Genomic DNA, 19,419 nt, shown 5'->3' on the forward strand with positions numbered 1-19,419 from the left:
CGCGCCGCGCCGAATCGGGCGCGGCGCAGCGGCGCGACGGGTTCGTCGGCTGACGTGCGCGTCAGACCAGTTCCGGCGACTGCACGACGCTGATCTCGATGCCGAGCGGCGTCGCGCCGGCCCCGGTCACCGGCTGCGCGTCGCGGGAGTCGAGGCCGGTTGCGATGCGCACGTAGCGCTCGTCCGGGCAGCGGTTCATGAACGGATCGAAGCCGACCCAGCCGAGCCCGTCGACATACGCTTCGGCCCACGCGTGGCCGGCGGGCTGCTGCATCGACGCGGCCGCCTGCTGCTGCGCGCCGAGCGCCGGCCGCGGCATGCCCTGCGACTGCGACGCGTGCGACGCGCCGAGCGCCTGCTGCATCCGTTCGCCGCTTTGCAGCGCGACGGCCTCCTCCTCCTGCGCGCCGCCGCCCTGCTGCTTCGCGTCCGCGATGCGCTGCATCGCGCTGTCGGCCAGCACGTAGCCGGAGATGTAGCGGGCCGGGATCTTCAGCACCCGCGCGGCCGCGATGAACGCATGCGCATGATCGCGGCTCGTGCCTTCGCCGCTTTGCAGCGCGGTTTCCGCGTCGACCGGCGTGTCCGGCGCATGCGGCGCGTACGCGATGCGGCCGTGCACCTCGGTCATCAGCCAGTGCAGCGCATCGAGGCTGCGCTGCTCGATCGGCAGCGCGTCGGCGAGCGCGCGAACCGTGTCGCCCGCTTTCGTGAGCGCGGTCTCGCGCTCAAAGATCCACGGCGGCGCATAGCCCTCGGTGTGGCCGAGGATGCCCGCGCGGTCCTGGGTCTCGACGACGCCCGCCGCGACGATCACGATCTCCGGCTTCGCGCCGCGGTCGTGCCGCACCAGGTCGGTGCGGTTGCCGAGCCCGTCGGCATAGGTGAGCGTCGGCTCGACGCCGTCGATCGTGACCTGCCACGCGCGCACCGTCTGGCCCGGCCCCGATTGCGGACGCAGCCGCAGCCGTTGCAGCACGTGGGTGACCTGATCGTCGAACTGATAACGCGAGATGTGTCGGATGGCGAGTCGCATGGCAAGTCTCAGTCGAAGTTGTACGCCTGGGCGATTTCGAGCCCCAGGCTGTTGTTGCGGCCGATGAAGTCGGTCAGGAATTCGTGCAGGCCGCTCTTGAAGATCCGCTCGACGCTCGTGTCGGACAACATTTGCAGGATCTGCGTGGCGGTGTCGTGACACGGGTGCGTGACACCGTAGTCCTTCGCGAGCAGGTTGAGGCTCGACACGACGCGGCCGTAGCAATAGCGCAGCGAGCGCGGCATCCGGCCGTTGAGGATCAGGTAGTCGGCGATGTTCATCGGCTTGTACTGCACGTCGTAGACCCAGCGGTACGAGCGGTGCGCGGCCACGCAGCGCAGGATCGTTTCCCACTGGTAGTTGTCGAGGATCGTGCCGACGTGCGAGACCGACGGCAGCAGCAGGTGGTACTTCACGTCGAGGATCCGCGCGGTGTTGTCGGCCCGCTCGACGAACGCGCCGATCTGCGCGAAATCGAAGATCTCGTTGCGCAGCATCGTGCTGTAGAAGCTGCCGAGGATCAGCGCGGTCTCGCGCTTGACCTGGTCGAGCACCGCCGGCAGTTCGCCCTCCGGCACCGGCTGCGCGAGCACGCGCCTGAGCGACAGCCATGCGCCGTTCACGCTCTCCCACGCTTCCCGCGTGAGCGCCGTGCGCACCATCCGCGCGTTCGAGCGCGCGGCCTCGATGCACGACAGCACGCTCGACGGGTTGTCGCGGTCGCGCAGCAGGTAGTCGGTCACGGTGTCGGCCGCGTACGCGTCGTATTTCTCGCGGTAGCCTTCGTCCGCGCCCGAGCTGACGAGCACCGACGACCATTCGGCCGGCGCGTCGGACGTGCGCGTGAGCGCCATCCGCAGGCCGGCGTCGACGATCCGCGCGGTGTTCTCCGCGCGCTCGATATAGCGGTACATCCAGTAGAGACCGCTCGCTGTGCGTCCAAGAAGCATCTTGTGTCCACTCCGTCTGGTTTCCGTTCGCGCGCCGCCGTTGCCGGCGCGCGCTGTCGCCGCGTTCCGCTCAGTCGGCCAGCACCCAGGTGTCCTTGGTGCCGCCGCCCTGGCTCGAATTGACGACGAGCGAGCCCTCCTTCAGCGCGACGCGCGTGAGCCCGCCCGGCGTGATGCGGATGCGATCCGACACCAGCACGAACGGCCGCAGGTCGACGTGCCGCGGCGCAAGGCCCGCTTCGGTCAGGATCGGCGTCGTGGACAACGCCAGCGTGGGTTGCGCAATGTAGTTCGCCGGGCGCGCGCGCAGCTTCGCGGCGAACGCCTCGATCTCGGCCTTCGACGCGCACGGCCCGACGAGCATCCCGTAGCCGCCCGAGCCGTGCACTTCCTTCACGACCAGTTCGTCGAGATGCTCGAGCACGTACTTCAGGCTGTCCGCCTCGCCGCAGCGCCAGGTCGGCACGTTCTCGAGCAGCGCCTTGCGGCCCGTGTAGAACTCGACGATTTCCGGCATGTACGAGTAGATCGCCTTGTCGTCGGCGATGCCGGTGCCCGGCGCGTTCGCGATCGTGATGTTGCCCGCGCGGTACACGTCCATGATCCCCGCGACGCCGAGCGCCGAATCGGGGCGGAACGTCAGCGGGTCGAGGAACGCGTCGTCGACGCGTCGGTACAGCACGTCGATCGGCCGGAAGCCCTCGGTCGTGCGCATCGCGACGCGGTCGTCGATCACCTGCAGGTCGCTGCCCTCGACGAGGTGCACCCCCATCTGGTCGGCGAGGAACGAATGTTCGTAGTACGCGGAATTGTGGATGCCGGGCGTCAGCACGGCGATGGTCGGGTTGTCGGCGTTGCCGCCCGGCGGACAGACGGCCGCGAGCGACTGGCGCAGCATCTGCGGGTAGGTCTCGACCGGCCGCACCTTGACCTGCTGGAACAGCTCGGGAAAGAGCTGCATCATCGTCTCGCGGTTTTCCAGCATGTACGACACGCCGGACGGCGTGCGCGCGTTGTCCTCGAGCACGTAGAACTGGTTCTCGCCGGTGCGCACGATGTCGACGCCGATGATGTGCGTGTAAACGTTGCCGGGCGGCCGGAAGTCGATCATCTCGGGCAGGAACGCGTCGTTGTGCGCGATCAGGTGCTTCGGCACAATCCCGGCGCGCACGATTTCCTGGCGGTGGTAGATGTCGTCGAGGAATGCATTGAGCGCCATCACGCGCTGCTCGATGCCGAGCGACAGCCGATTCCACTCGCTCCCGGAAATAATGCGCGGCACGATGTCGAACGGGATCAGCCGCTCGGCGGCCTCCGCGTCGCCGTAAACGGCAAACGTGATGCCCGTCTTGCGGAACACGCCCTCCGCGTCGTGGGCTTTCTGGGCGAGGCTCGCGGGGTTCTGCGTGTCGAGCCACTGCTTCAGGCGCGCGTAAGGCGCCCTGACCATGTCGCCGGATTGCAGCATTTCATCGAATGGCTTCATCGATTTTTTCTCCATCGTTTTCCCGGCATTGCGCATGCCGGACCGGCGTAACGACTGCTGAGCAAGGAGCGTGCCTTGCGATTCCCTCATTTCGCCGCGGCGCCGGCACGCTCCGGCGGCATGCCGCACCACGACGGTGCAGCGCGCGACGCGATTCGCGGCATCGGTGCGCCGCGTGTCACGATCATGGTTCTCCCGCGTGTCATCAATATGCAATCTGCAGTGCAGCATTCGCGGCCGGCCAGCCCGCCTTGCCGCTCCGGCGCGATGCCCCGCGCGTCGGGTTGCTGCACCGCGTCAGCGAAAGAGGCGGGCCGGCGCGCGCGCAGCGCGGCCGGCCCTGGGGGGAAGTGCCGTCCACGGCCAGCCGGCGGGTTCAGACGCGAGATGAACTAACCGGTTAGCCGTTGCCGGCATGACAACGTTATGCAGCCGTATTTATGTCGACAACGCTCATGCATATTTCGACTGATACCGATCGAAAAAAAACATCGGTATGCTCATCACGAGGCGCGGTAGGCTATAAAGTTTACGCAGCGAAACTGCGCCTTGGCACAAGCACGCGCCCGACTATAAAAGACGACGATCGATATGGAAGCAAAGTGGCTGGAAGATTTCCTGAGCCTTGCGGATACCAAGAGTTTTTCCCGGGCGGCGCGTAACCGGCATCTCACGCAATCGGCATTCAGCAGGCGAATCGCCTCGCTCGAGACCTGGATGGATGCGAAGCTGGTCGACCGGAGCATCACGCCGGTCGCCCTCACCCCGGCCGGACAGATGTTTCGCGGGCTGGCCGCGGACATCCTGCGCAGCATGTATGCGGCGCGCAACCTGGTGAACGGCTACGACCAGTTCGCGGCGAGCGATCAGGTCGTGCGGTTCGCGGTCGCACATACGCTCGTGTTCACGCTGTTCCCCGAATGGCTGAAGCAGCTCAACGGCGAAGTCGGCCACGTGACCGCGCGCGTCAACGCGGTGAACGTGCCGGAGGGCGTGCAGCAGCTCGTCGAGGGCGAATGCGACCTGCTGCTCGGCTATCACCATCCGCAGCTGCCGATCGTGCTCGACCCGAACCATTTCCCGTTCGTGAACCTCGGGGTCGAGCGGATCCTCCCCGTCTCCACGCCCGACGCGCACGGCAAGCCGCTGTTCCAGTTGCCAGGCAGGCCGGGCGAGCCGTTGCCGCTGCTCGCCTATTCGTCGGGGGCGTTCCTCGGCAACGTCGTCGAGATGCTGCTGCTGAATGCCGCCGAGCCGTACGCGCTGCACCGCTGCTTCGAGACGCACATGTCCGAGGCGCTGAAAGGGATGGTGGTGGCGGGCCACGGGATCGGCTGGCTGCCGGAAAGCTGCGTCGCGAAGGAACTCGCGGAAGGCAGCCTCGTGTGCGCCGGATCGGCCGACTGGATCACCGAGCTGGAGATCCGCCTGTACCGGTCGGCGCGCAAGCGCGGGCTGGCGGCGGAGCAGCTGTGGACGTACATCATGAACCGGCCGCGCGGCGCGGCGACGGCAACAGCCGACCAGCCGGCGCCGGCGATGCGGGTCGCGAGACGGGCTGCGAGCGGCGGCGGGCGGTAATGCGGGTCGGGGGGTGCGGTGCCGTTGACCGGTTGTGCAGGGGAATATCGGCCGGCACCATCCCAAACCCGCGTCTTCCTTGCCCTTCCATCAGGATGACGAATTTCCTGCCGGCCTGATCGCGCACTGCGCCCTGCTCGACTTGCAGCGCGTCATGCGTGCAATCCCGAGTACCGAATTCGTCTGGTGATAGCACATCCTCGTCGCGTTTTAGAACGTCGTCTCCGGGATGCCGCGCCCACGAATGGGCAGGATGCGTCGCCTGTCCCGGCCAATATTCAGTCGCAATCCGCTTGCCAATAAGCAAATATCCCGTCGGCGTTAACACCGATTAACCGTTTCAAATGGCGAATATCAATCAGGCGCGAAAACCCCTTTCCCGCAACACCCCAGCCCCGCAGCACGCCAAACTCCTTCACGAGACTTTCATTGAAAGCACATAAAAGCGATTTCGACACAACAAATAAAACAGCCAATCATCAAAAATACCCTCACAAAACCACATCATTTATTCAACCAAATAACCAGCACCAAAAATACAATTCCGCGCACCGACACAAAACACTCCCTCCCACATAATGGGAAATTTTCAATTGTCAGTCGTTACCGGTGAAGCAAATTCAGTCGCAACCCCATTACTACGCGCCGCGCCTCGAACGTCCCGCGCCGCGCAATACCGCAGACGGATGCGCGGCAAAATTTCCATTCGTCAGCACACGTCGCCGGAACGAAGTGCACCGCAACCTTCTTTCAATATTATGTTCTGCAAGTTGAAACGACCACGCAAAACCACAACCCGGAGAGATTCATTTTTTCCAACCATTATTACCCACACGAACCCGCCCTCACCCCCACTTAGATATTATGTTCCCGATCATCATCACTTTCACGTCATGCACGGTTTTTCATTAATCGACCCATGCAAATGAATAGCATGTTGCGAAATGGCGAATGGCCTTTGCGTTTTTCGTTCCGGTATGTATGCTTGCTATCACCTGCGAACGGAGGTCCCGATGTTATCTTCGTTTCGAAAGCATGCTCTTCCTGCTGCAGTCACTGCCGCTTTAATGCTTTGCATAGGCGCAGCGGCAATGGCCCAAACCGCCGCCGGGTCCGATCCGGGCACGCAGCGTTATGTGATCTCATACATCTGCGGTGACGCACGGATCGACGGCACGGCGCCGCTTCCACCCGACGGACGTCCGTACAACCTGGGCGTGTCATTTGCTTCCGCCCAATCCGGCAATCCGCTCGTCAACGTTCAAGTGCGGCTGAGGCGCCACGGTCGCGTCCTCGCCGAATTCAACGCGGCAGGACCGCGCTGCCTGTTCAGCGTTCCAGATGCGAGCTACCGGATCGAGGGCACGTACCAGGGCGAAACGAAATACGCGATCGTCGAAACAGGCGTGCTGACTACGCAACTACGGTGGTGAGCCTTCCACCGGCAAAGGCACGGAATCGAGGAGCGTTGCATGACCAGTGTGAATCGACAGCATATGCACTCCACCGGCCATCCGAAACCGGGCTGGGGCCCGGGCAGGAACGCGGCGCTCAGCTTCGTGGCTTTTGCCGTGATTTTCGGCATATTCGCCTATGTCGAGCGGGATGTCGTAGACGAAGGTTCCAGTGCATCGCACGAAGCATCCGGCGTGGTCGGCACATCAGTCAGGATAACTTACAAGTCCGCCGTTGCATCGACACCCGACCGGACCGTCGACACGGCGAAGACGACACCGCCAACCGGCATGACGTCGCCGGTGACGATCGAAATCGAGCCGGAGGCCGCGCCGCGCGCCGACGCGCAGGCGACGGCAACGCCCCCCGCCCTCGCGCCCGCCCCGCCTGTTGCCGCTGCGACCAACGCGCATGCGGCACCGTCCGGCGGCACCGTCGAGGGAAGGCATGCCGGCGTGCATCGCCGGCAGCATCAACATCCACGGCCTCATGACGTTGCCAATGCAAGGACACGCATGACTATCGCTGCAAGACCGCATTCGTTCAGCGGCGGCGGACACACGCGCACCGCAGGCGTCACGCACGCGGAGCTGGCGGGCGCCCGCGCGCTCGCGAAGGCGCGCTCGTGCGCGGTGCTCGAACAATGGGGCTGTGTCGAACAGAACGCGAGCCGGGCGCTCGCCATCGACCCGCAGAACGGCGAATCGCGGGCACTGCTCGGGGAGGCCATCCGAAACCACCCTTGACGTTGTACTCGGGGAACGAGAATCACCACGAAACTCGACGGCAGATCGAGCGCATTGATCGGCGCACGACCGATCTAACCGTTTCGAAGTGAGGACACCCCGTGGCCAACATCAACAATCGCAGACTCACTGCCATTCCGCACAACCGGCGGATTCTTCTTCAGGCGCCGCTCATGTTGCTGCTGGTTGCATCCGGCGCCTGCGTCGCGGCCGGCGACGACGCCGAATCAAGCGAACCCCTGAACGTCGCCGAGGCGCAAGGCGTCCCGGGCGCGCAGCCGGCCGACGCGGCCGCCGTGCGCGACGAAGTGTTCGGTCTCGCCACGAGCGGCGGCGCCGTCAAGGCGATCGACGAGGCGAAGTCCAGGCCCGACATCTTCTCCGCATTCGATCTCGCGCAGCTGGAGGAACTCTCGATCCGCCAGCAAGTGCGCGGCGGACGCGACAAGGCGCGCTCGATGACGAGCACCGATCGCTTCGACGGGCTCGACACCGCGCTGCGCGCAGCGGACGAGCTCAACGCGAAAATGCCGATCACGCCCGAGTATTCGCCGGTCAGGACGGCGCTCGCCGGAGATCGCACGGTCGCCTACGCCGCCCGCGGCGACATGAAAAAGGCGGTGGCGTCGTTCGAAACGATCCCGCCCGACGCGGAGATCTCGATCGATGCGCTGGCGGGCGCAGGCGACGCCTATCTGTACCTGGGCGAGCCGGGCAAGGCCGAGGCCGCCTATCGACGTGCGCTGACGCAGGCAGGCGCGTCGCCGACCGACCACGCGACGCGCGGCTACCAGTACGGCGCACGCACACGCCCGATCGAACTGCGCGAGGGCCTGTTCTGGTCGTATATCGATCAAGGGCGGGCGCAGGATGCGGGCAAGGTGCTCGACGAGATGGGCACGTCGCTGCCGCCGGCCGCGCAGGTTCATCCGTGGGACCCGGCAAACGACGATTACCTGCGCTACTACCGGCTGCGCGCGCAGCTCCTGATCAACACGGGCAGGACCGAGGAAGGAATCGTCGAACTGGAAAAGCTCGAGAAGGAGGTGCCGTTCAACTCCGAGATACGCGCCGCCCATGCCGACGCGATATCGAGCCAGTCGCACCCGCGTCAGGCCATCGCGATGTATCACGCGACGCTGACCGACCATCCCGACAGCGTCGAAAGCCTCGCCGGGCTCGGCCGCGCGTCGCTCGCGGCGGACGACTATGAAGCCGCGCGCAAGATCGACCAGACCTTCGGCAATACGTTTCCGGACAGCGGCGCGGTCCGCCAGTTCAAGCGCGACTACAACGCGTACCGCAGCCCGGTGCTGACGACGGACCTGAGCTACGAGCACGGCAACAGCGCACTGGCGGACAACAGCTTCACGTCGAATACCTATCTGTATTCGCAACCGTTCGGCGACAACTGGCGCGTGTTTTCCCATACGTTCTTCGGGTATGCGCAAACCGACCTCGGCAGGATCAGCCGCACGCGCACCGGGGTCGGCGGCGACTACCGGCACGGGCCGCTCAGCTTGCAGGCCGAGGCCACGCGCTCGTTCGGCACCGACGGGCGCACCGGCGGCAGCGGTTCCGTCAGCTACAACTTCGACGATTACTGGTCGGTGGCCGGCGCGCTCGACAGCAACGACAACTCGCTGCCGTGGAAGGCCTATGTCGCGCACATCTGGGGCAAATCCGCGAACGTCGAGGTGGCGTACCGCCAGAACGATCGCCGCGAAGTCAGGCTGAGCTACGGCGTGAGCCGCTACTCCGACTCGAACTTCCACCAGGAAATCGCGGCGACCGGCACGCAGCGCGTGTACACGTCCGCGAACCAGCTGGTCAACGTTTCGCTGAATGCCGGCACCGACAGCAACACCCGGCAAAACACCCCCTACTTCAGCCCGAGCCGCGACTACGCGGTCGCGGCGACCGTCATGCATCAATGGATGGTCTGGAAGAAGAGCGACATGTCGATGCGGCAGCGGATCTCCGCGTCCGGCGGCGCATACAACGAGAGAGGATTCGGCACGAGCGCGCTGTGGAGCGCCCGCCTCGAACACGCGTGGACGTTCAAGCACGACATCACGCTGACCTACGGCGTCGAGGTCAGCAGCCATGCCTACGACGGCCAGCGGGAGCGCTCGGAAACGGGCTTCCTCTCGCTCAACCTGCCGTTCTAGAACCAGGAGCTCACGGAATGCAATCGAGACGGACCTTCATGTGCGGTTGCCTTGGCACAGCTGCTGCCTGTTCGCTGTTTCCGGGCGTGACCCAGGCAAGGATGATCGACCTCCTTCCGCCGTCGGACCCCGCCGACGGCAAGACCTTCCGCGTGATCTGCATGCACGACGTGCGCGACAACCTGCTGTCGACCTTCGCGACCGCCACGACGATCGATCCCTACGCGATCGATACCGGCACGCTGACCGCGATTTTTTCCTGGCTGCAGACCAACAACTATCACACGATCACCGTCAGGCAGATCGAGGCATCCCGGCACGGCGGCAAGCCGTTGCCGCCCCGCTCCGTGCTCCTCACGTTCGACGACGGCTTTCGCAGCCACTTCACGAAAGTGCTGCCGCTGCTGAAGCGGTTCCGCTATCCGGCGGTGATGGGGATCGTCACCGCCTGGATCGACGCCCCCGCCGACGCGCCGATCCGCATCAGCGACAGGATCCAGCTTCCGCGCGACTACTTCATGTCGTGGGACGACGTCAAGCAGGTCGGTTCGTCGGAGCTGGTCGAGCTCGCCTGTCATACGCACAACCTGCATCATGGCGCGGTGGCCAATCCGCAGGGCAACGAGTTGCCCGCCACCACGTCGCACCTGTATCTGGCAAACGAGAAGCGCTACGAAACCGATGTGGAATTCGAAGCGCGGGTGCACGACGACCTGCAGACCTGCATCCGGCAGATTCGCGAACGCACCGGGCTGGTCGCGCGCTCGATGGTCTGGCCGTACGGCGCGGAAAACCAGCCGGTGCGCAAGATCTCGACGTCGCTCGGCATGGACATCCAGTTCAGTCTCGATGCCGGACCGAATACGCCGGACGTGCCGCTCGATCGCTTGCGGCGCATCCTGATGATGTATGACGTCGATATCGGCGTGTTCGAGCGCTCGATGCGCGAGCCGGCGACCAACCGCGGCGAAGTCGAAGCCGCCGAGCGGGTCGTGCAGGTCGATCTCGACCAGGTGTACGACCCCGACCCGGCGCAGCAGGAAAGGAATCTCGGCGAACTCGTCGAGCGCATCTACCGGATGCAGCCGAAGTCGGTCTACCTGCAGGCGTTCGCCGATCCGAAGGGCACCGGCGTCGCGGAGTCCGTCTATTTTCCGAACCGGCACCTGCCGATGCGGGCCGACCTGTTCTCTCGCGCCGCATGGCAGCTCAATACCCGGTCCAATGTCCAGGTCTATGCGTGGATGCCGGTGCTGGCCTTCCGTCCGCCGCCGGAAAAGCTGCGCGGCCTCGAGTCGGTCACCGCCTATAGCGGCGCGCCGGCGCGCGAGAATGGCACGCGCATGTTTCGCCTGAGTCCGTTCGATCCGAACGCCCGGCTGCTGATCGAGCAGATTTACGAGGATCTCAGCAAACATGCGTCGTTCAACGGCATCCTCTTCAGCGACGACGCCGTGCTCGACGACTACGAGGATGCGGGCCGGCACGCGCTGCAACTCTATGCGCAATGGGGACTGCCGCGCGACATCGGGCAGATTCGCGCGAAGCCCGACCTGATGAACCGCTGGACGCGGCAGAAGACCCGCCACCTGCTGGATCTGACGCGGCAACTGGAACAGATCGTTCTGGCGAACCAGAACGCGGGCGACGTGCTCACCGCGCGCAACATCTTCGCCCAGCCGGTGCTGAACCCCGAATCCGAAGCGTGGTACGCGCAAAACTACGACGATTTCCTCGACGCGTACGACTTCGTCGCGCTGATGGCGATGCCTTACATGGAGCAGGCATCGGACCCGGATCGCTGGCTGGACAAGCTCGCCGACATCGTCGCCGCCAGGCAGCACGGCTTCGCGAAGACCGTGTTCGAATTGCAGGCCTACGACTGGCGCGCCCGCAAGGAGATTTCCAGCACCACGCTGCTTGCGCAGATGGGGCGACTGAGAAGCCGCGGGGCCTTGAGCTTCGGCTACTACCCGGACAACTTCCTGCACGATCAGCCGAAGCTCGCGACCATCCGCGGCGCCATGTCGCTCAAGTCGCGTCTCGACCCGACTTCGATCAATGCGCTGATGCAGGCGCAACAGCACCAGGGGAAGCCGGCAAAATGATCGCACATGACCTCATCCGGCGCATGCAGGACTTCGTTTTCTATTACCCGTTCTTCATGTCGTATCTGTGGATGATCGGGGGCGTCGTGCACTTCCTGCTGCTCGAAGAGGGGCGCGTGCTGTCGAAGCGCATGCTCGCGGCGAGCGGCATGCCGAAGGTGTCGATCGTCGTGCCCTGCTTCAATGAGGAAGCGAACGTGCGGAGCGTGATCGCGCACCTGAACGGCATGGACTATCCGAACTACGACATCATCGCGGTCAACGACGGAAGCCGGGACCGCACCGGCGAAATGCTCAACGAGCTGGCCGCCGCCATCCCGCGGCTCATCGTCATCCATCACGCGCGCAACGAGGGCAAGGCGGTGGGCCTCACGACCGCGGCCGCCGTGTCGAACGCGGAGTACCTGCTCTGCATCGACGGCGATTCGCTGCTCGCGCACGATGCGATCGGCTGGATGCTCGAGCATTTCATCGCCGACCCCGGCGTCGGCGCGGTCACCGGCAACCCGCGCATCCGCACGCGCACGTCGCTGCTCGGCCGCATGCAGGTCGGCGAGTTCTCGTCGATCGTCGGGCTGATCAAGCGCACGCAGCAGGTGTACGGCCGCATCTTCACGGTGTCCGGCGTCATCACGATGTTCCGCAAGACCGCGCTCGCCGATGTGGGCTTCTGGAGCGCGGACATGCTGACCGAGGACATCGACATCAGCTGGAAGCTGCAGTGCCGCGACTGGCGCGTCGTGTACGAGCCGCATGCGCTCAGCTGGATCCTGATGCCGGAGACGATCCGGGGGCTCTACCGCCAGCGGCTGCGCTGGGCCAAGGGCGGCATCCAGGTGCTGCTCAAATATGCCGGCACGATCGCGCGGCCCGCGCAGATGATGATGTGGCCGCTCTACGCCGAGTATCTGATCGGCATCGCCTGGGCGTATTCGATGTCGCTCATCCTGCTGCTGTCGGTGGTCGGCCTGTTCCATCCGCTGCCGCCGGACTGGCACGTCTCGCTGGTGCCGCGCTGGCACGGCATGCTGCTGGTGGCGACCTGCGTGCTGCAGTTGATCGTCGGCTGCACGATCGATCGCCGCTATGACGAAAAGCTCCTGATGTACTTCCTGGACACCGTCTGGTATCCCGTCGCCTTCTGGCTGATCAGCATGATCACCACCGTCGTCGCCCTGCCCGCCATCGTGTTGCGGGGCCGGGGAAAACGCGCCGTATGGATCAGTCCCGACCGAGGAATTCAACATGAAGAACGCGCCGATCATTGACCTCTCGCTCCGTTCACCCGCCCGGATGATCGCCGATCGCGGCATCATCGTCGGATGCGCGCAAATCGTGTGGTTTCGCTTCATTCGGCCAGCGCTGGTCGGCGCGGTATGGGCGTCGATCTGCATCTATACGTACCGCTATCTGCTGCCGGTCAACGACGCCGAAATGCCGATCGAGCAACTGGTCTTCTATGTGACCTGCATCTCGCTCATCGCCGGTGCGCTGGTCACGTGGCTGATCGCCGCCCGCGTCATTCGTCCGTTCACCTTCCGGTGGCACGTGACGAAGATGCTGCGGCGCTCGGCCAGCCTGAAGTCGAAGTCGGGACCGCCGACGGCACTGGCGAAATCCGGACAACCCGACGAGAAACAGGCATCGCGCATTCTCGTCGCATCGCATGACGCCAACGGATCGATTTCCGCGCTCGAATGGACGCGCCACGAGCGCCGTGCCGCGCCGCAAGCGCGCGAACGGGACGACGCGAAATCGAACGAGGCCGCCTGGGACGGCGTCGGCCCGAAGACGCGTCACGGCACGTGACGTCAACGTCCGCCGCACCGCGCGGGCGTTCCGATAACTTCTTCCGGACGAGGTGATCCATGTGCGGAATCGTCGGAGCAAGCGGCCTGAACAATCAGGTGCCGCAACTGGTCAAGGCGCTGAGCCGGCTCGAGTACCGCGGCTACGACTCGTGCGGGATTGCGCTGCAGAACGGCGGCACCCTGCGCAGCGAGCGCACGTTGCGACGCGTGACGGACCTTCGGGAACGCGTGACGATGCTCGGTCTCGAAGCGGGAACCTGCATCGCCCATTCGCGCTGGGCCACCCACGGCGCGCCGTCCGAGGCCAACGCGCACCCGATCATGTCGGGCGACTCGATTGCGGTCGTGCACAACGGCATCATCGAGAACCACGAGGCGCTCAGGGACGAACTGCGGCAGCGCGGCTATGTCTTTCGCGGCGAGACCGATACGGAAGTGATCGCCCATCTGATTCACGGCGAGTATCGCGACGACCTGTTCGACGCCGTCGTTCGCGCGGTCAAGCGCCTGCGCGGCGCCTACGCGGTCGCGGTGTTGAGCGCGCGCGAACCGCAGCGTCTCGTGGCTGCGCGCGCGGGCTCGCCGCTCGTGATCGGCGTCGGCGCGCAGCAGAACTACCTCGCGTCCGACTGCGCGGCGCTCGGCGACCTGACCGACCGTTTCATCTATCTCGAGGACGGCGACGTCGTGCTGCTCACGCCGGAGCACGTCCGGATCGTCGACGCGCTCGGGCGCGACGCGAAACGCCCGCTGTGCCAGGTCAAGGCGCGCGACGGCGATGCCAGCCTCGGCCCGTTCCAGCACTTCATGCAGAAGGAGATCTTCGAGCAGCCGCAAGCGATCGGCAACACGCTGGCCGGCGTCGACACGATCTCCCCGGCCCTGTTCGGATCGCGCGACGAAGCGCAGGCGCTGCTGTCGCGCGTGAGGAGCGTGCTGCTGCTCGGCTGCGGCACCAGCTATTACGCGGGGCTCACCGCGAAATACTGGATCGAGAGCATTGCCGGCCTGCCGGCCCAGGTCGAGATCGCCAGCGAATACCGCTACCGGGAATCGGCGGCCGACCCGCGCACGCTCGTCGTCGGCATTTCGCAATCGGGCGAGACCGCCGACACGATCGGCGCGATCGAGCACGCGCGCGGCGTGGGCCAGGACCTGTCGCTGGCGATCTGCAACGTCGCGACGAGCACGATCGCGCGCAACGCGTCGCTGCGCTTCCTGACGCAGGCCGGCATCGAGCTGGGCGTCGCGTCGACCAAGGCCTTCACGACGCAGCTGGTCGCGCTGTTCCTGCTGACGGTGACGCTCGCGCAGTTGCGCGGCCGGCTCGACGCCGCGCGCGCGGCAGCATGCCTGCAGCAGTTGCGCGGGCTGCCGGCGCGCGTCGGCAATGCGCTGGCCCTGGAAACGCAGATCATGGGCTGGGCCGCCGATTTCATGCAGCGGGAGAACGCGCTGTTCCTCGGGCGCGGCATTCATTTCCCGATTGCGATGGAAGGCGCGCTGAAGCTCAAGGAGGTGTCGTACATCCATGCCGAGGGCTACCCGGCGGGCGAGCTGAAGCACGGCCCGCTCGCGCTCGTGACGAGCGCGATGCCGGTCGTCACGATTGCGCCGGACGACGGCCTGTTCCAGAAGCTGAAGTCGAACATGGCCGAAGTGCGCGCGCGCGGCGGGCGGCTCTACGTGCTCGCGGGCAGCCATCTCGAGATCGACGACGCCGACGACACGCGCCTGATTCGCCTGCGCGAGCCGGGCGACGTGCTGTCGCCGGTCATGCACGTCGTGCCGTTGCAGCTGCTCGCCTATCACGTCGGCTGCGCGCGCGGCGCCGACGTCGACAAGCCGCGCAACCTCGCCAAGTCCGTGACCGTGGAATGACGCCGCTGCGCGCGCGGATCACGACCGGATCGAAGGCGGACAGGCGGAAAGCGGCGCGGGCCATCGCAAGCACGGTGTGCGCCGCCTGCTGTCTCGTCGTCGCGTCGAGCGCGGCCCCGCCGGCCGCGCTCGCGGGCGCGACCGCCACGCACAAGGCCGCACCCCGCCCGTCTGCGCGACGCAAGGACGCCGGCGACCCGCGACGCTTCATGCACGGCATCGGCGTGGCCGACGCCGGCAACGGCAAGCGCTGGATCTTCTTCAGCAGCTCGGGCATCCCGCCGCGCGGCGCGCTGTCCAACGGCAACTGGCCGCATGACGTGTACGTCGGCGAGTGGTCGCCCGGCAGCGCGCACATCACGCATGTCCGCACGTTCATCAGCCGGCCGGAAGCGCAGGAGCCGGTGTCGGTCGCGCAGAACGATCGCGGCGACCTCTTCGTCACGTTCGAGGACGGCTGGAACGCGCCGCAGGAAGTCAGCCAGCGGTACGGCGTCTATCGCCGCAACCTGGAGCCGGTCAAGCCGTATCCGAACGACGTCGAGTCGGGCGGCCACTCGGGGCACGTCGCCGCGGTCGGCGAGCGCTTCGTCGTGTTCTATTCCGCCGACTGGGTCGACGGCGGCGGCGTCGACAACCTGGGCACCGGCGGCGGCGTCTATCTGAAGACCTACGATGCTGCCGGGCGGCTGCTGAACCACGTCCCGGTCGCGCCGCACAGCCGCGAGTGGTGGCCCGTGATCGCAGGGTCGCCGCACCGGGCGCTGCTGGTCTGGCAGAAGTTCGTCAAGGACAGCACGAACGCCACGCTCGAATACGCGCTGTTCGATCCGGCGACGGCGAAGCTCGAAAAGCTCGGAGAACTGAGCGACGCGATCCAGTACTACGTGTATGCCGCCGCGTATGTGCCCGCGATCGATCGCTTCATCGTCGTCACGACGACGGCGGACCGTCGCGGCGTCGCGATGCTGATCGATCCGGACGGCCGCCGCACCGCGATGCTCGATTGCCTGCCGGCCACGGTGCGCGAATCCGGCATCGGCGTCGCCGGCGTGCGTGCGTATGTGCCGACCCGCGACGGGCGGCTGCTGACGCTGGCGCTCGCGCCGGCGGAGATTTCGGTGAGCGGCGCGCAGCGCTCGCCGATTCCGTGGGGCACGACGGGCATCGCCGGTTTTCCGGCGCACGGCACGACGATGCATTTCGTGTCGCTGACGCCATCCGGCACGCGCGAAGCCGACTTCGAGCCGCAGCGCGAAACGCCTCTGCCGACGACGCAAGCGCAGTGTTCGAGTCATTGACGCCATGGCGAGCGCGGCATCGCGTGGCCCGCGCGAGCTGAACGCGTTCAGCCCGCGATCCCGCACCCCTGTCCGAACCGCGCCACGCAATGCCACACCCATTTGGCCGTCTGATAGTCGAGCACACCGTCTCGCGCGCGGCCAATCACGGCCGGCGTCACGATGCGATCGACGGCGATGCGCGCGATCGCATCGGCTGCCGCCTGTCCACGGAATTGCTCGCACTCGGGAAGCCGATCCAGCGACAGCCGGAAACCGCCATGCCACTCGACCCGGCAGCCCGATCGCGAAGCCGCCGCCTCGACCGACGTATCGCGGTAGCTCGGATCGAGCACGATCGCGTCGACATCGTGGTCCAGACTGACCACACCGTGCACCTGCGCCTCGATGTAGTTATCGAGCACCGGATCAAGGCCGTCGCGGTTTTCGGCCGCGAGCGCGATCAGCGCCGTGCAGTCGTGAATCGCGAAATGCGCGGGCCGGTAATGGCTGTCGGGGAAGCAGAAGGTCGTTCGACGATGCGCATCGCTTCGCAGGCGCAAATGACATGATCCGAAGCGGCGCGCCCCGCCGACAGGATCGAGAAGATGGTTCAGCGCGCCGTACTTCGGCCGCAGCGCGGGATCGGCGTCGTCGTATGCCTGCCCGAACATCCGGCTTTCCCAGAGCCAGCGATCGCCGCCGGGATACGCGGTCAGGCCGCCGTTGCTCGTCGCCGTCTCGAACTGGGACCGGTAGATGCCGTCGCGGACGATCCGCTCGAGCGTGCCAACGCCGTCGGCCGGCGTGTCCGGATGGAAATTGAGCGTGACGGGAAATTCCGGGCCTTGCCGCGCCGGCGGCCAGGATCGTCGGATATGGGCGAGCGCCCGCTCTGCAGGAGTGTCCATGCGTGTTGTCCGGTAGCGTCGAACGTCGCCGGGCCGGACGTCGCCGACGGTATCGTGGCGTTCGCGGTCCGGCGCCGGGTGTTGCTGGCCTTGTCGGAGCACGATACACCATCGCGCATGCTCCGATCGCAGGTCCCGCGCCGTCCACCGGTCGATGACGGAGCGGCGCGCACCGGGGATGCCCCGCCCCTGCGCCGTCAATCGCCCGCTTCCTGCGCGCTCTGCAACACAGCGCGCAGCAGCACGTCGGCGCCCGCCGCCGCCCATTCGGGCGTAATCGTCTCGGCCTCGTTGTGGCTCAGCCCGTCGACGCACGGCACGAAGATCATCCCGGTCGGCGCGACGCGCGCGATATAGCACGCGTCATGGCCCGCGCCGGACACGATGTCCATGTGCGGCAGCCCGAGCGCGTCGGCCGCATCGCGCACCGCGCCGATGCAGGCCGGCGCGAACGGCACCGGCGGGTACTTGAAGATCTGCTCGATCTGCGCGCCGAGGCCGGCCTCGCCCGCCACGCGCGCGAGTTCCGCGCGCAGCGCGGCGTCCAGTTCGTCGAGCACCGCGTCGTCCGGGTGCCGGAATTCGACCGTGAAGAAGCACCCGCCCGGCACCGTGTTGCGCGAGTTCGGGCGCGCGTCGATCATCCCGACCGTCGCGCGCGCATGCGGCGCATGACGGCGGCCCAGTGCGTCGACGAATGCGATCATCCGCGCGGCGCCGACCAGCGCGTCGCGGCGGAACGCCATCGGCGTCGTGCCCGCGTGCGCGTCGACGCCGGTCAGCGTCACCTCGTACCAGCGCTGCCCCTGCCCGGCCGTCACGACGCCGATCGTCTTCCCCGCGCGCTCGAGAATCGCGCCCTGCTCGATATGCAGCTCGTAGGCCGCGTGCACCGGATAGCCGCCGACCGGCTCGCTGCCCGCATAGCCGATCCGCGCGAGCTCCTCGCCGATCGTCTTGCCCGCGCCGTCGGTGCGCGACAGCCCGTAGTCGAGCGTATAGACGCCCGCGAACACGCCGGCCGCGACGATCGCCGGCGCGAAGCGCGAGCCTTCCTCGTTGGTCCAGATCACGACGTCGATCGGCCGCTCGGTCTCGACGCCCGCATCGTTCAGCGCGCGCACCACTTCGAGCCCGCCGAGCACGCCGTAGATGCCGTCGTAGCGGCCGCCGGTCGGCTGCGAATCGGCATGCGAGCCGGTCATCACCGGCGCGGCGTCCGGGTTGCGGCCCGCGCGGCGCGCGAACACGTTGCCCATCCGGTCGACCCGCACCGTGCAGCCCGCGTCGCGCGCCCATTGCACGAACAGGTCGCGCGATTCGCGGTCGAGGTCGGTCAGCGCGAGCCGGCACACGCCGCCCTTCGGCGTCGCGCCGATCTGCGCCATCCGTTCGAGCGACGCCCACAGCCGCTCGCCGTTCACGCGCGGCGCGCGCAGGTTGTCGTCACGCCGCATCGCCCGCTCCCTGCTCGCCGCCGCGCGCCGCATCCGTGAGCCGATAGCGGAAGTCGCAGCGCGCGCCGCCCTGCATGATCGTGGTGGTGCGCGTGAGCGCGATGCGCGGATCGTAGCCCTGGATGAAGTAGCTGTCGCGCGCGCAGCTCAGCAGATGGCCGATCTCGCCGAGCCCCATCGCGTGATACATCTCCGCGTAGCTGCAGCGGCGCACGTCGTAGTCGTAATGCGCGTCGTCCACGCGGCGCACCTCGACGTCGAGCGCGTCGTCCTTCTCCCACAGCACCTGCAGCGCGATGAACGATTTCACGCTCGTCCCGTCGGGTTCCTGCGCCGCGAACGTGCGCCCCGCGTCGACGGCCGCGCCGCGCACCGCTTCCGCGATCACCGCCTGCGCGCGCTCGACGCCGAACTCGCGCTTCATGATCTCGTAGATCGGCTTGATGATCTCCGCCTCGATGCGGCGCCGCGCGAGAATGCCGAGGCGCGTCTCCTCCGGCGCGGCGGCCGGAGTCTGGATGGGTTCTGTCATTGCCAAGGTCTCCA

Annotated in this window: 16 protein-coding genes; 9 read left to right on the forward strand and 7 right to left on the reverse strand. The window is 66.5% G+C overall.

All coding sequences use genetic code 11. The annotated features are described in order from the left end of the window. Nucleotides 1–61: 61 nt before the first annotated feature. The 3 genes from ACFIMZ_RS28795 to ACFIMZ_RS28805 form a co-directional block, all read right to left on the reverse strand. Complete coding sequence (locus ACFIMZ_RS28795) at nucleotides 62–1,036, reverse strand: transglutaminase family protein (RefSeq protein WP_431822863.1); 975 nt, start codon at nucleotides 1,034–1,036, stop codon at nucleotides 62–64. An 8-nt stretch (nucleotides 1,037–1,044) separates the two neighbouring features. After that, nucleotides 1,045–1,986, reverse strand: coding sequence for an alpha-E domain-containing protein (locus ACFIMZ_RS28800; protein ID WP_431822864.1), 942 nt, complete (start codon nucleotides 1,984–1,986; stop codon nucleotides 1,045–1,047). A 70-nt stretch (nucleotides 1,987–2,056) separates the two neighbouring features. Further along, nucleotides 2,057–3,472, reverse strand: coding sequence for a circularly permuted type 2 ATP-grasp protein (locus tag ACFIMZ_RS28805; protein ID WP_431822865.1), 1,416 nt, complete (start codon nucleotides 3,470–3,472; stop codon nucleotides 2,057–2,059). Between the two features lie 591 nt (nucleotides 3,473–4,063). On the opposite strand from ACFIMZ_RS28805, the gene ACFIMZ_RS28810 reads away from it, so the two are divergent. Further along, entirely contained in the window at nucleotides 4,064–5,053 is a 990-nt protein-coding gene (locus ACFIMZ_RS28810) for a LysR substrate-binding domain-containing protein (protein WP_431822866.1), read from the forward strand. A gap of 278 nt (nucleotides 5,054–5,331) precedes the next feature. Here ACFIMZ_RS28810 and ACFIMZ_RS28815 read toward each other — a convergent pair whose 3' ends face one another. Continuing rightward, the gene (locus ACFIMZ_RS28815; protein WP_431822867.1) at nucleotides 5,332–5,472 is read right to left on the reverse strand and encodes a hypothetical protein; all 141 of its coding nucleotides are present in this window, start codon (nucleotides 5,470–5,472) and stop codon (nucleotides 5,332–5,334) included. Between the two features lie 594 nt (nucleotides 5,473–6,066). On the opposite strand from ACFIMZ_RS28815, the gene ACFIMZ_RS28820 reads away from it, so the two are divergent. The 8 genes from ACFIMZ_RS28820 (at nucleotide 6,067) to ACFIMZ_RS28855 (ending at nucleotide 16,526) form a co-directional block, all read left to right on the forward strand. Continuing rightward, the gene (locus tag ACFIMZ_RS28820) at nucleotides 6,067–6,486 is read left to right on the forward strand and encodes a hypothetical protein (protein ID WP_431822868.1); all 420 of its coding nucleotides are present in this window, start codon (nucleotides 6,067–6,069) and stop codon (nucleotides 6,484–6,486) included. A gap of 39 nt (nucleotides 6,487–6,525) precedes the next feature. Then, nucleotides 6,526–7,254, forward strand: coding sequence for a hypothetical protein (locus ACFIMZ_RS28825; protein WP_431822869.1), 729 nt, complete (start codon nucleotides 6,526–6,528; stop codon nucleotides 7,252–7,254). 173 nt (nucleotides 7,255–7,427) lie between these two features. Continuing rightward, nucleotides 7,428–9,425, forward strand: a complete 1,998-nt coding sequence (gene pgaA, locus ACFIMZ_RS28830; protein WP_431822870.1) for a poly-beta-1,6 N-acetyl-D-glucosamine export porin PgaA — start codon at nucleotides 7,428–7,430, stop codon at nucleotides 9,423–9,425. Between the two features lie 17 nt (nucleotides 9,426–9,442). After that, the gene (pgaB, locus tag ACFIMZ_RS28835) at nucleotides 9,443–11,533 is read left to right on the forward strand and encodes a poly-beta-1,6-N-acetyl-D-glucosamine N-deacetylase PgaB (protein WP_431822871.1); all 2,091 of its coding nucleotides are present in this window, start codon (nucleotides 9,443–9,445) and stop codon (nucleotides 11,531–11,533) included. Further along, on the forward strand, nucleotides 11,530–12,801 hold the full coding sequence (pgaC, locus tag ACFIMZ_RS28840; RefSeq protein WP_431822872.1) for a poly-beta-1,6-N-acetyl-D-glucosamine synthase: 1,272 nt from the start codon (nucleotides 11,530–11,532) through the stop codon (nucleotides 12,799–12,801). The genes pgaB and pgaC overlap by 4 nt, the downstream gene beginning before the upstream one ends. Next, complete coding sequence (locus tag ACFIMZ_RS28845; protein ID WP_431822873.1) at nucleotides 12,779–13,342, forward strand: Biofilm PGA synthesis auxiliary protein PgaD; 564 nt, start codon at nucleotides 12,779–12,781, stop codon at nucleotides 13,340–13,342. Before pgaC ends, ACFIMZ_RS28845 begins: the two co-directional genes overlap by 23 nt. 59 nt (nucleotides 13,343–13,401) lie before the next feature. Then, nucleotides 13,402–15,225, forward strand: a complete 1,824-nt coding sequence (glmS, locus tag ACFIMZ_RS28850) for a glutamine--fructose-6-phosphate transaminase (isomerizing) (protein ID WP_431822874.1) — start codon at nucleotides 13,402–13,404, stop codon at nucleotides 15,223–15,225. Further along, nucleotides 15,222–16,526 carry a hypothetical protein gene (locus ACFIMZ_RS28855; protein WP_431822875.1) on the forward strand — a complete coding sequence of 435 codons (1,305 nt, stop codon included), beginning with the start codon at nucleotides 15,222–15,224 and terminating at the stop codon, nucleotides 16,524–16,526. Before glmS ends, ACFIMZ_RS28855 begins: the two co-directional genes overlap by 4 nt. A 47-nt stretch (nucleotides 16,527–16,573) precedes the next feature. Here the strand turns inward: ACFIMZ_RS28855 and ACFIMZ_RS28860 are convergent, their stop codons facing one another. Genes ACFIMZ_RS28860 through ACFIMZ_RS28870 form a run of 3 tightly spaced genes read right to left on the reverse strand, consistent with a single transcriptional unit; the run spans nucleotide 16,574 to nucleotide 19,405 of the window. After that, nucleotides 16,574–17,617 (reverse strand): DUF3626 domain-containing protein, encoded by a 1,044-nt coding sequence (locus ACFIMZ_RS28860; RefSeq protein WP_431822876.1) that lies wholly within the window; start codon nucleotides 17,615–17,617, stop codon nucleotides 16,574–16,576. Next, nucleotides 17,614–18,873: a Zn-dependent hydrolase gene (locus ACFIMZ_RS28865; RefSeq protein ID WP_431822877.1), complete on the reverse strand. Its 1,260-nt coding sequence runs from the start codon at nucleotides 18,871–18,873 to the stop codon at nucleotides 17,614–17,616. Before ACFIMZ_RS28865 ends, ACFIMZ_RS28860 begins: the two co-directional genes overlap by 4 nt. After that, nucleotides 18,863–19,405 carry an L-2-amino-thiazoline-4-carboxylic acid hydrolase gene (locus tag ACFIMZ_RS28870; protein ID WP_431822878.1) on the reverse strand — a complete coding sequence of 181 codons (543 nt, stop codon included), beginning with the start codon at nucleotides 19,403–19,405 and terminating at the stop codon, nucleotides 18,863–18,865. The genes ACFIMZ_RS28865 and ACFIMZ_RS28870 overlap by 11 nt, the downstream gene beginning before the upstream one ends. Nucleotides 19,406–19,419: the final 14 nt, after the last annotated feature.

Source organism: Burkholderia sp. F1 (assembly GCF_050813845.1).
Lineage (GTDB): Bacteria > Pseudomonadota > Gammaproteobacteria > Burkholderiales > Burkholderiaceae > Burkholderia > Burkholderia ubonensis.